This is a genomic window from Desulfofundulus sp., assembly GCF_049701015.1.
Taxonomy (GTDB): Bacteria; Bacillota; Desulfotomaculia; order Desulfotomaculales; family Desulfovirgulaceae; genus Desulfofundulus.
The window spans coordinates 1-11,267 of the sequence record NZ_JBNATZ010000064.1; the positions used below are offsets into that span (position 1 = coordinate 1).

The window sequence follows — 11,267 nt, forward strand, 5'->3', positions numbered from 1 at the left end:
CATGGCCCAGCACAAGCAGGGGACCCGCCCGGAACCCCCGCCGGGCACTTTCCCCTATGGTCACGGTAAGAAGAGGCCCGGGCATCATGGCGCCGGAAAGTCCCACCACAAAAGCCGTAGAAAATATGGCCACCAGTTCCAAGAAAGATCCCTCCCGGGCAAAAAGTTCTTTTAGGATTGCTCAAAATCCTGCCCGGGCGGGAAATTTATTTACCCTGTGATCAGTATTGTACCCCTTCGATTAAATGTTTACCATAAATGTTGCCGTTTTCATAAAAACCTCTTGACCTGCAGGAAAAAATAGAATATTCTTTAAGTGACTGAACACTCACTCATTTTTTAAAAGGAGGCAAGCTTATGAGGCGCAGGATCAAGAAAGCTGCCGTACTGGGTGCCGGCGTAATGGGCGCGGCCATAGCCGGACACCTGGCCAATGCAGGTATCCCCACCTACCTGCTCGATATTGTACCCCGGGAACTCACCCCGGAAGAAGCAAAGCAGGGGCTTTCTCTGGAGCACCCCCGGGTACGCAACCGCCTGGCAACAAAAGCCATTGAACAACTGCTCAAGGCAAAACCGGCCCCTCTCTTCCTGCCGGAAAACGCCGGCCTGATCACGCCGGGCAACCTGGAGGACCACCTGGACAGGCTGGCTGAAGTTGACTGGATTATCGAAGTGGTTGTGGAACGCCTGGACATCAAACAGGAGCTCCTGGCCCGGGTGGAGAAATACCGCCGGCCGGGCACCATCGTAAGTTCAAATACCTCGGGCCTGTCCATCAACAGGATGGTGGAAGGCCGCCAGCTGGAATTCAGGCAGCACTTCCTCGGCACCCACTTCTTCAACCCTCCCCGCTACATGCGCCTTCTCGAGATCATCCCGGGCCGGGACACCCTGCCGGAAATCGTGGACTTCATGAAAGATTTCGGCGAACGGGTGCTGGGCAAGGGCGTGGTAATTTGCAAGGATACCCCCAACTTCATCGCCAACCGCATCGGTGTTTACGGTATGTGCGCCACCATCAAGGCCATGGTGGAAACCGGCCTCACGGTCGAGGAGGTAGACGCTCTCACCGGACGGGCCATGCTGCGGCCGAAAAGCGCTTCCTTCCGCACACTGGATATGGTCGGACTTGACGTACTGCTCCACGTGGCCCAGAACATGTATGAGTCCGTGGATGACCCGGTAGAGAAGGAGACATTCACCTTACCCGGTTTCCTGAAGGAAATGGCAGCCAGGGGCTGGCTGGGGGATAAGACCGGCCAGGGCTTTTACAAGAAAGTTAAGGGTACCGCCGGAACCGAAATCCACGTCCTGGACTACAAGACCCTGGAATACCGCCCGCGCCAGAAGGCAGGCTTCCCCTCGCTGGAGATGGCCAGAAACGCCGGGGGGCCCGACAAACAACTCCAGGCGCTTCTGTCCGGCCAGGATAAAGGTGCCCGCTTTGCCTGGCGCGTAATCAAGGATGTCCTGGTATACGCGGCCGACAAACTGCCCGAAATTGCCGATGACATCCAGTCCGTGGATGAAGCCATGAAATGGGGCTTCAACTGGGACCTGGGTCCGTTTGAGCTGTGGGACGCTATCGGCGTGCCGCGCATGGTAGAAAGGCTGAAGGCCGAAGGGGAAGCCGTGCCTCCCGTGGTGGAAAAACTGCTGGCCTCGGGACGTACCTCTTTCTACGAAAAGAAGGAAGGCACCCGCTACATCTTCGACTGGCGGACCGGGGAAAGCAAGCAGGAGTACATCCCGGACGGAGTCATTTTCCTCGCCCCCCTGAAGGAGCAGAACAGGGTGATCAAATCCAATCCCGGCGCAAGCCTGATAGATATCGGAGACGGCGTGCTGTGTCTGGAATTTCATTCCAGAGCCAATGCTATCGGCAGTGATATTGTTGAAATGATTAATTATGCAGTTAAAGAAGTAGAACAAAATTACGAGGGCATGGTCATCGGCAATTACGGCCGCCACTTCTCCGTGGGCGCCAACCTGATGCTCATTCTGATGCAGGCCGAAGACGAGGAATGGGACGAACTGGACCTGATGATACGGGAGTTTCAACAGGCCAACATGAGGCTGAAGTTCTGCTCCAAGCCCGTTGTGGCTGCACCCCACAGCATGGCGGTTGGGGGAGGCTGCGAGGTCTGCATGCATTCACACAGAGTCAATGCCCACGCGGAGACATACATGGGCCTGGTGGAAGTGGGCGTGGGCCTGCTGCCCGCGGGCGGCGGTTGCAAGGAAATGGTCCTGCGCGCCATGGAACTGCAGACACCCGAAACACAGATCAAGGTGGGAGGCATTAACACAGCCCAGCCTTTGATCAACCGGGCTTTTGAAACCATTGCCATGGCCAGAGTCTCCACCAGCGGTCCAGAAGCCATCAAGCTGGGCTTCATGCGTCCCACCGACCGCATCACTATGAACCGGGACCGGGTCATCGGCGATGCCAAAAACCTGGTGCTGGAAATGGCACGCCAGGGGTTCCAACCTCCCCGCCCGGCCACCGTACGGGCCGTGGGTACTTCCGGTTACGCCGTCCTGCAACTGGCCATCGAAACCCTGCGCTGGAGCAATCAGATCACCGAGCACGATGCCAGGATCGCCAAAAAAATTGCCTACGTGCTGACCGGCGGCGGGGTAACTCCCGGCACAACCATTACGGAACAGGATCTTTTAGATCTGGAAAGGGAAGCTTTCCTGAGCCTCCTGGGCGAACCCAAGACCATCGAACGGATCCGCCATATGCTGGCCACCAACAAGCCCTTGCGGAACTAAGAAATTAATAAAGGTTTTGGTAAATAGATTCGTGTGACTTGAAAGCCTTACTTAAGAATGGAGGGATCTCAACAGATGCAGGAAGCCGTAATTGTGAGCGCCGTGCGTACGGCAGTAGGCAAAGCCCCGCGGGGCAAACTGAGGAACACCCGCCCCGAAGTCATGGCGGAAGCGGTGCTGAAAGAAGCCCTGGCCCGGGTGCCCGGGCTGGATCCCGCAGAAATAGACGACGTAATCTTCGGATGCGCCTTCCCCGAAGCAGAACAGGGCATGAACGTCACCCGCAACGTGGTCCTGAAGGCCGGACTGCCGGACAGCATTCCTGGCGTTACTGTAAACCGCTATTGCTCCTCGGGACTGGAAGCCATAGCAATTGCCGCCACCCGTATCATGGCCGGCTTCGCCGAAGTTTACGTGGCCGGGGGTGTGGAGAGCATGAGCCTGGTACCTATGGGCGGCAACAAGAGTATGCCCGACCCGGAGCTGATGGAACGGATGCCCCAGGCCTACATGGGCATGGGCTACACAGCCGAAAACGTGGCCGAACGCTACAAGATCAGCCGGGAAGATCAGGACGCCTTTGCCCTGGCCAGCCACCAGAAGGCCACAGCAGCCATAACCTCGGGGAGGTTTAAAGATGAAATAGTGCCCCTGACGGTGGTCGAGAGGACCCGGAAGAACGGCCAACTGGTGGAACACAGCTTTGTCTTCGATACCGACGAAGGCGTGCGGCCTGACACGAGCCTGGAGGCCCTGGCCCGGTTGCGACCGGCCTTCAAGCTGGGAGGAACGGTCACCGCGGGGAACTCCTCCCAGACCAGCGACGGGGCAGCCTGCGTGGTACTGATGAGCGCCCGCAAGGCAGCGTCACTGGGGTTAAAGCCCCTGGCGGTATTCCGATCTTACGCCGTAGGCGGCTGCCCGCCCGAAATCATGGGGATCGGTCCTACTGTAGCCATTCCCAAAGCGCTCAAACTGGCCGGCCTTACGAAGGATCAAATAGATCTTTTCGAACTGAACGAAGCATTTGCCTCCCAGGCCCTGGCCTGTATAAGGGTACTGGAACTCGACCCGGCCAGAATCAACGTTAACGGCGGTGCCATCGCCCTGGGACACCCCCTCGGCTGCACCGGAGCCAAGCTGACCACCACCCTCCTTTATGAGATGCAGCGCCGGCAGGCCCGCTACGGCGTGGTGAGCATGTGCATCGGCGGAGGTATGGGAGCGGCTGGAGTATTTGAAAGAGTGTAGGAACGCACTGTCCGGCCAGAGAACCGGTGACGGCCGGCACCATGAGCGATTTTGTGGAGGGCCGGCCACGAAACCCGGCGAAACCTGGGGTAGTACCGGCAGTGCGAACCGGCTGGTAAAAACAACCGAACACCTGCCCCTAAAAAATGAAGGAGGTTATCATCATGTTGCAAAAAGGCGGTGCCTTTTTACTGGAGAACATCAACCCCGGTGACGTATTCACCCCGGAGGATTTTTCCGATGAACACCGCATGATCCGGGATACAGTGGCCGACTTCGCAGCCAGCGAGCTGGCCCCCCGGGTGGAAGAACTGGAACACCAGCCGGAAGGGCTGATGCGGGAACTGCTGGCCAAAGCAGGAGAACTGGGCCTCCTGTCCGCCGACATACCCGAAGAGTACGGCGGGTCAGACCTGGGAAAAATTGCCTCCATCATCATCACCGAAAACATCGTGGCCGGCGGCTCCTTTTCGCTGGCCCACGGCGCCCACACGGGCATTGGCTCCCTGCCCATCGTCTTCTTCGGCAATGAAGAGCAGAAGCGGCGCTACCTCCCCAAACTTGCCACCGGGGAAATGGTTGCCGCCTACGCCCTCACCGAGCCCAATGCCGGTTCCGACGCCCTCTCCGCCCGGACGAAGGCGGTACTTTCCCCCGACGGCCAGCATTACCTGTTGAACGGAGAAAAAATGTTCATCACCAACGCGGGCATTGCCGACGTTTATGTCACCTACGCCAAGATAGACGGAGAAAAATTCACCGCTTTCATCGTGGACCGGAACACCCCCGGCTTCAGCCTGGGGGCCGAGGAAAAGAAGATGGGTATCAAGGGTTCTTCCACCCGCAGCCTCGTTTTTGAAGACGCCAGGGTCCCGGTGGAAAACCTGCTGGGCGAGATCGGGCGAGGCCACGTAATTGCCTTCAACATCCTGAACATCGGCCGGTTGAAACTGGGTGCGGGGTGCACCGGTTCGGCCAAGCTGGCCATCGAGCTGGCCACCAAATACGCACTGCAGCGGGAGCAGTTCAAGCAGCCCATCGCCAGGTTCGGCCTGATCCGGCAGAAACTGGCCCAGATGAACGCACGGACTTATGCCGCCGAGAGCATGGTTTACCGCATCACCGGCAATATTGAGGAATCCCTCGCAGGCAAGTCGACCGGTGCCGAAGTAGCCGCAGCCATTGAAGAGTACGCCATTGAATGCTCTATAGCCAAGGTCTTCGCCTCGGAAGTGCTGGATTACGTAGTGGACGAGATGGTACAGATTTACGGAGGCTACGGCTACATCCAGGACTACCCGGCCGAGCGCTTCTACCGGGATTCCCGGATCAACCGCATCTTTGAGGGCACCAACGAAATCAACCGGTTGATCATCCCGGCCACCCTGGTCCGCCGCGCCATGAAAGGACAGCTGGCGCTCCTGCCGGCAGCCAAAGCCCTGGCCGGGGAAATACTCAACCTGCGGGCCGCCACTCCGGAAGACGACGGAAAGCCCCTGGCCGCCGAACGGGCCATGGTGGCCATGGCCAAAAAGCTCTTCCTGCTGGTGGGCGGCCAGGCAGTGGAAAAATATATGGATAAGCTGGCCAGGGAGCAGGAAATCATCGGCATCCTGGCCGACCTGGCCATCCAGATTTACGCCATGGAAAGCGCCATCCTGCGGGCCCTGAAAGCCTGGGAGGCGGATCCCCGGGAGGCCGAAACCAAACTCCTCCTGGCCCAAGCCTATGTCCACGACTCCTACCCCCTGCTGGAGAAATGGGCCCGGGACGCCATGTGTTTCCTGTTTGAAGGGGACATGCGGCAGACCCAGTTGTCCATCGTCAAGCGGATGTGCAAACACCAGCCGGTGGACCTGATCGGCCTGCGCCGGCAGATTGCGGAACGGGTACTGCAGGCGGAAAAATATGTGGTATAATATTCCCCAGCAAAAGAAAGGAGCCTGCACGTGGCCAGGAAGAGCGGGGACAAGTACAGAGCTATTATTGAAGCGGCAGTGAAGGTAATCGCCGAAAACGGCTACCACAACGCCCAGGTCTCGAAAATCGCCCGGGAGGCGGGGGTGGCTGACGGCACCATCTACCTTTACTTCCGCAACAAAGAAGATGTGCTCATTTCCCTGTTCAGGGTGAAGATGGGTGAGTTCATTGCGGCGGTAAAGCAGGAACTGCAGGCCTGCACCGGGGCCGCGGAGCAGCTGGCCCGCCTGATCGAGTTGCACTTCACCAGGCTGGAGGCCGACCGCCACCTGGCCACGGTAATGCAAATCCAGCTGCGACAATCGGACCCCACCATCCGCCAGGGGATAACCGAACCCCTGAGGGCTTATTCCCGGCTTATCGAGGGAGTTGTCTCCCGTGGTATCGAAACCGGGGAATTCCGGGCCGACCTGGACGTGCGCCTAGCCCGGCAGATGATCTTCGGAACTATGGACGAGGTGGCCACCTGCTGGGTGCTTTCCCAAAGGCCCTACAGCCTGGTGGCCCTGGCGCCGGAGGTTTACCGGCTGCTTCTCCGGGCCCTGGCGGCCAAGGAAGGCTGACCCTTGAATCGACCCGAGGGCCTGCCCCTGCCGGCAGGCCCTCAAGCATAACCCTGGTCTCGAGAATGAGCAAGGCTCCGACACTTGTCGACAAGCCTTCAGGCCTGCCATACTGCAGGCCCTTTTTATGGCCTGAATTATACCAGATATAAGAGGCGCATCGTAAAACTTGCAGTCCCTGCTTTTACGGTATATACTTTGATAAATATCATTACTTGATCGGGATTTTTACCAAATAATACAATCAATTCAATTCGATGAGTATCGAAAACCAGGAGGACCTGGCATTATGGGACTGAGTATGGTCTTCAAGGCTCTGGGGGACGACACGCGGAGAGAAATCCTGCGTCTCCTTGCCCGGGGAGATATGACCGCCGGCGAGATCTCCCGGGCCTTTGATCTTTCCCGCCCAACCATTTCCCACCACCTGAACATCCTGAAAGAAGCGGGCCTGGTTGTGGACGAGAAGAGAGGACACTATGTCATTTATTCGTTGAACACGACGGTTTTTCAGGATGTTACCGGCTGGTTATTCGAGATGATCAGCTCTCTAACCCGCCGGGACCGCCATAATGGAAGGGAGGAATTGCGCAGTGGGAAATAACTACCGTGTCGACCGGGAGATGGTGGCCAGGGACTGGCCAGCTCTGGTACTTCTGCTGCTAATGTTCGCGGCTGGAGCGGTGACATATCCGCACTTGCCCGCACAGGTCCCGGCACACTGGAACCTGCGGGGGGAGGTCGACTCCTATTTCTCCCGCTTCTGGGGGGCCTTCGCGCTGCCTTTGCTTGCCGCGGGAATTTACCTGGGCATGCTCTTCTCCCCCTGCCTTGATCCCAAAAGAAACAATTACCTCCGCTTCCTGGAAGCTTACCGGGCGGTACGCATCGGCCTGGTACTCTTCCTGGCCGTACTTTATGCCCTTACCCTGGCTACAGCCCTCGGTGGCCCTGCGGATCTGGTAAGCCGGGTTACCCCCCCGGCCCTGGGCATTCTTTTCATCATCACAGGGAACTACCTGACCCGGGTACGCTTCAACTACCTTTTCGGCATCCGCACACCCTGGACTCTCGCCAGCGAGGAGGTCTGGCGGCGCACCCACCGCTTCGCGGGCCCGGTCTTTGTCGCAGCCGGACTTGTAGACGTGGTGACAGCCTTCCTGCCAGCTCCCATCAACTTCGTGATAGGCGTTGGCGCGATCATGGGGGCGGGAGCAATAACCACCCTGTACTCTTATCTTGTTTACCGGCGGGTCAACGGGTAGTACCCACCAGGCTTTCTACAATATAAGACTTAATAAGACCTTAATCCCCTGATTTTGCGGCAGGAATAAGAAGTACCGGCGGCAAATTTATAGTCAGGAAGTCATAAAGCCGGCTTTACCGCGAACAACATCAACAGCAAGGAGAATTATCATGGCTGCGGACATAATCAAAACCCCGTTCCTGGTAAACGACCTGGTCGTCTACTTTATTTCCCCCCGTGTAGCCCATGTGGTTGAGGTGGACTGCCGGATTGAACTGACCACCACGCCCGATAGCTGTACATGCTGCACTTTCCGCTTCCGCTCCCGCCTCGACCCGGGCTTCAGGTGCCGGCACATAGAAGCAGTACGGCAGGTACTGGAACGGGCCGGTCGTGCTGAACCCGGCTCCGAACAGGTTATTTGAGAGCACTGAATTGGAAATAATATCTGGTGAGGCAGGATTCCGGACAGCCAAATATTTTTACGCCATCCGTGGACAAACCGGCCTGCCTTTAAAGACCGGAAATCAAAGAGCAGGTGTGTGAGAGATGTCAGCCAAAATTTATCCCTTTCCCAGCATTGAAGACCAGCAGGTGATCCAGACCGCCATCCACGTTTTTCTTACCAGCCAGACCGGGCGCGCCCGGGATACCATGCTCAAGACCATCCGGACGGTGCTGGACCGCTACAACATCTCCAGGTTCTCTTTCCCCGATTACGTGGTGGAGGCCACCCGTACGCCGGGGTACTCGGTGGTGCGGGCGCGCAACTGCGTCACCGGTACGGTTTGCCCCCAGTGCGGCGAAAAACTGTACGGCCTCTCCAGCAGGGTGCGCATCCTGAGCGTCCAGGAGCGCCGGGACTACCACCTGGTCACGTACGGCTGCCGGTGTGGAAAGGTATTTGCGAAGCAGGAGCAGTGTTAGGCAAACGAATTATCAGACATCCCCCGGTTTACGGGGGATGTCTATTTTTGCAAAAATATCTCGCCGCTACTGGTAACAAATGTCAGGAATGACACATAGTATAACCAGCAAAGCCAGAAAAAAGGAGGAATCAGATATGCCGGACATTGAAACCAGGAATTTTAACCCTACCATCGAGCTGATACTGGGAATAACTATAGCCTTCCTGGGCTTGCTGGTATTCATAGCCGGCATCCTGGTAATTATTTTCTAAAGGGCGGCCACCGCCCCGAACAAGTTCTCTTTCAACCGGTCACCCTGCAGGATGACCGGCTTTTTTTCCTGGCTCCACCAAATAAGTTAATAAGTTAAGTGCCAGGCACCAACCGTTTGATCATGTGGACCATATTGCGGCCCAGGCGGCGGCATTCCTCGAGGGCCAGCAAATCCTCGTGCACGCTCCGTTTCCAGGAGATTTTACCTTCGTCCAGGCTGTTGAACATGGTTCCCATGGCCCCACAGTTGCTGATGCCGCTTCCCTGGTCGCGGGTATCAACGAGAATAAGCCCCTGGGCAACCAGGAAACGCTCCATGATGGCCAGGGCGTGCTCCTGCCCCCCGTTCCGCAGGCCGGCGTGGGTGACCGCTCCTCCCACCTTGCCGTGAAGCATGTTTTTGGCCATGTGCATCCAGCGGGTACGGTCGATAAAATTTTTCATCAGGCCCGTCACATTGGCCCAGTATACGGGGGAACCAAGCACAATCCCGTCGGCCGCCAGCATTTTTTCGGCCAGCACGCCCATGTCATCATCTTTGATGGAACATTCCGTTTTGCCCAGGCAACGGTTGCAGGCCAGACAGGGTTTGATGTTGTAATCGACAAGTTCCACCAGTTCCGTCTCCGCACCGGCCCTGGCGGCTTCATCCAGAACCGCCTGCAGCATGAGGGCGGTATTCTTCCCCTTGCGGTGACTGCCGTTAATTGCCAGGATCTTCATAATATCTTCCATGCCTCCCCCTTTTTTAAAAAATTTTGTTTTTTAATACATTCGCCCTGAGAAACCCGAACTCCTGCCATGACTCAAGCCGATTATCGGAGTAAGTATAGCAATGCCACGCACTCCACATGGTGGGTCTGCGGGAACATGTCCACGGGCTGGACTTCCACCACCCGGTAGCCGTTACCCGCCAGAAAACCCAGGTCCCGGGCCAGGGTCCCCGGGTCGCAGGAGACGTAAACCACCCGCGGCACGGGGTGCCTGACCAGGGCTTCCAGGACGGACCGGTGGCACCCCCGCCGGGGAGGGTCCAGCACCAGCACATCCGGACCGCTACCATGGTCAAAGAGCCGGGGCAGAATTTTTTCCACCGCCCCACGGACAAAGGAAACATTGCCCAGGTTGTTGAGCCGGGCATTCTGACGGGCATCGTCCACGGCCCGGGCGGAAACCTCCACGCCCAGCACTTCCCGGGCCCGCCGGGCCAGAAAAAGGGCAATGGTACCCACCCCACAGTAGGCATCCAGCACCCTCTCCCGCCCGGTAAGCCCAGCGTACTCCCTGACCTTTTCGTATAAAACCCGGGTCTGCACGGGGTTGACCTGGTAAAAGGAAGAAGCGGAAAGGCGAAAGACGAGGTCTCCCAGGCGATCGGTCATGTATCCCCTACCGTAAAGAGTCCTGATCTGTCCGGCTTCAATCTCCACGTCAGGCAGGGCGGCTTTCTGCTGGACGACTGCCGTTACGCGGGCGGTAGCGGCCAGCTCCCGGGCCAGTTCCACCCACCGGTCCCGGTTGCTCCCGGTGGTGGCCAGCACCACCATGGTTTCTCCCGTCGCCGCGCCCCTGCGCAAAGTTATATAAGGCAGGACGTTTTCCGAGCCCTTCATAAGGCTCCCCCTGTACTTGTTTATCAAAAATTCGACGGTGAGGGCCAGGTTATTCAGTTCTGCATCCAGGATGTGGCATTGAGTATCCGGTGACATCCAGTGCCCCATGACGCGCGAACCGGGGGCATAAAGCCCCAGGGCCAGCCTCCCGTCGCGGCAGGCCACGTGAAACCTCACTTTGTTGCGGTAGTACCAGGGGTTGTCCATGCCCAGAACGGGCAAAACCTTCACCCCCGCCAATTTGCCGATCCGCTCAAGGCTCTCCCGCACCAGCCCGGTTTTGTACTGCAGCTGGTGGTCGTAGGAAAGGTGCTGGATGTGACAGCCGCCGCACCGGGCAAAAGAAGGGCAGCGGGGACGGCAGCGTGCGGAACCGGGGACCAGCACATCTTCCAGCCTGGCCCGCAGGTATTTTTTCTTGACCTCCACCACCGTTGCCCGCACCCGGTCACCGGGTGCGGCCAGGGGCACAAATACCACCAACCCCTGCCAGCGTCCCACTCCCTCGCCGCTGTGGTTGAGACCCTCCACCTCCAGCACCATCTGTTCTCCAACCCGTAGACCGGACATGCTCATTTCCCCCACTATCTATCTCTATTTCCGCTATTTCCGGCATCAATACCTCCGCCCGCCATGGGAACTTTTTTGACCG

Annotated in this window: 10 protein-coding genes; 8 read left to right on the forward strand and 2 right to left on the reverse strand. The window is 58.0% G+C overall.

The window, feature by feature from the left end; genetic code table 11:
- The first annotated feature begins 357 nt into the window (after positions 1-357).
- From ACPLUI_RS05865 to ACPLUI_RS05900, 8 genes are all read left to right on the forward strand, one after another.
- On the forward strand, positions 358-2,781 hold the full coding sequence (locus ACPLUI_RS05865) for a 3-hydroxyacyl-CoA dehydrogenase NAD-binding domain-containing protein (protein ID WP_424659342.1): 2,424 nt from the start codon (positions 358-360) through the stop codon (positions 2,779-2,781).
- A gap of 75 nt (positions 2,782-2,856) precedes the next feature.
- The gene (locus tag ACPLUI_RS05870; RefSeq protein WP_424659343.1) at positions 2,857-4,032 is read left to right on the forward strand and encodes a thiolase family protein; all 1,176 of its coding nucleotides are present in this window, start codon (positions 2,857-2,859) and stop codon (positions 4,030-4,032) included.
- A 146-nt stretch (positions 4,033-4,178) separates the two neighbouring features.
- Positions 4,179-5,951: an acyl-CoA dehydrogenase family protein gene (locus tag ACPLUI_RS05875; protein ID WP_424659344.1), complete on the forward strand. Its 1,773-nt coding sequence runs from the start codon at positions 4,179-4,181 to the stop codon at positions 5,949-5,951.
- 30 nt (positions 5,952-5,981) lie between these two features.
- On the forward strand, positions 5,982-6,575 hold the full coding sequence (locus tag ACPLUI_RS05880) for a TetR/AcrR family transcriptional regulator (RefSeq protein ID WP_424659345.1): 594 nt from the start codon (positions 5,982-5,984) through the stop codon (positions 6,573-6,575).
- A 289-nt stretch (positions 6,576-6,864) separates the two neighbouring features.
- A complete protein-coding gene (locus ACPLUI_RS05885; protein ID WP_424659346.1) occupies positions 6,865-7,179 on the forward strand; it encodes an autorepressor SdpR family transcription factor in 315 nt (104 codons plus the stop codon).
- On the forward strand, positions 7,169-7,840 hold the full coding sequence (locus ACPLUI_RS05890; RefSeq protein ID WP_424659347.1) for an SdpI family protein: 672 nt from the start codon (positions 7,169-7,171) through the stop codon (positions 7,838-7,840). The genes ACPLUI_RS05885 and ACPLUI_RS05890 overlap by 11 nt, the downstream gene beginning before the upstream one ends.
- Positions 7,841-7,991: 151 nt before the next feature.
- On the forward strand, positions 7,992-8,246 hold the full coding sequence (locus ACPLUI_RS05895; RefSeq protein ID WP_424659348.1) for a hypothetical protein: 255 nt from the start codon (positions 7,992-7,994) through the stop codon (positions 8,244-8,246).
- A gap of 124 nt (positions 8,247-8,370) precedes the next feature.
- Complete coding sequence (locus ACPLUI_RS05900; protein ID WP_424659349.1) at positions 8,371-8,748, forward strand: hypothetical protein; 378 nt, start codon at positions 8,371-8,373, stop codon at positions 8,746-8,748.
- A 347-nt stretch (positions 8,749-9,095) separates the two neighbouring features.
- Here ACPLUI_RS05900 and ACPLUI_RS05905 read toward each other — a convergent pair whose 3' ends face one another.
- Positions 9,096-9,737, reverse strand: a complete 642-nt coding sequence (locus ACPLUI_RS05905; RefSeq protein WP_424659350.1) for a flavodoxin family protein — start codon at positions 9,735-9,737, stop codon at positions 9,096-9,098.
- A gap of 80 nt (positions 9,738-9,817) precedes the next feature.
- Positions 9,818-11,185, reverse strand: coding sequence for a 23S rRNA (uracil(1939)-C(5))-methyltransferase RlmD (rlmD, locus tag ACPLUI_RS05910; protein ID WP_424659351.1), 1,368 nt, complete (start codon positions 11,183-11,185; stop codon positions 9,818-9,820).
- Positions 11,186-11,267: the final 82 nt, after the last annotated feature.

Coding starts and splice junctions, on each gene's coding strand:
- ACPLUI_RS05905 (WP_424659350.1), bottom strand. CDS start 9,737: ATGGAAGATATTATGAAGATCCTGGCAATTAACGGCAGTCACCGCAAG.
- ACPLUI_RS05885 (WP_424659346.1), top strand. CDS start 6,865: ATGGGACTGAGTATGGTCTTCAAGGCTCTGGGGGACGACACGCGGAGA.
- ACPLUI_RS05870 (WP_424659343.1), top strand. CDS start 2,857: ATGCAGGAAGCCGTAATTGTGAGCGCCGTGCGTACGGCAGTAGGCAAA.
- rlmD (WP_424659351.1), bottom strand. CDS start 11,185: ATGTCCGGTCTACGGGTTGGAGAACAGATGGTGCTGGAGGTGGAGGGT.
- ACPLUI_RS05865 (WP_424659342.1), top strand. CDS start 358: ATGAGGCGCAGGATCAAGAAAGCTGCCGTACTGGGTGCCGGCGTAATG.
- ACPLUI_RS05895 (WP_424659348.1), top strand. CDS start 7,992: ATGGCTGCGGACATAATCAAAACCCCGTTCCTGGTAAACGACCTGGTC.
- ACPLUI_RS05875 (WP_424659344.1), top strand. CDS start 4,179: ATGAAGGAGGTTATCATCATGTTGCAAAAAGGCGGTGCCTTTTTACTG.
- ACPLUI_RS05900 (WP_424659349.1), top strand. CDS start 8,371: ATGTCAGCCAAAATTTATCCCTTTCCCAGCATTGAAGACCAGCAGGTG.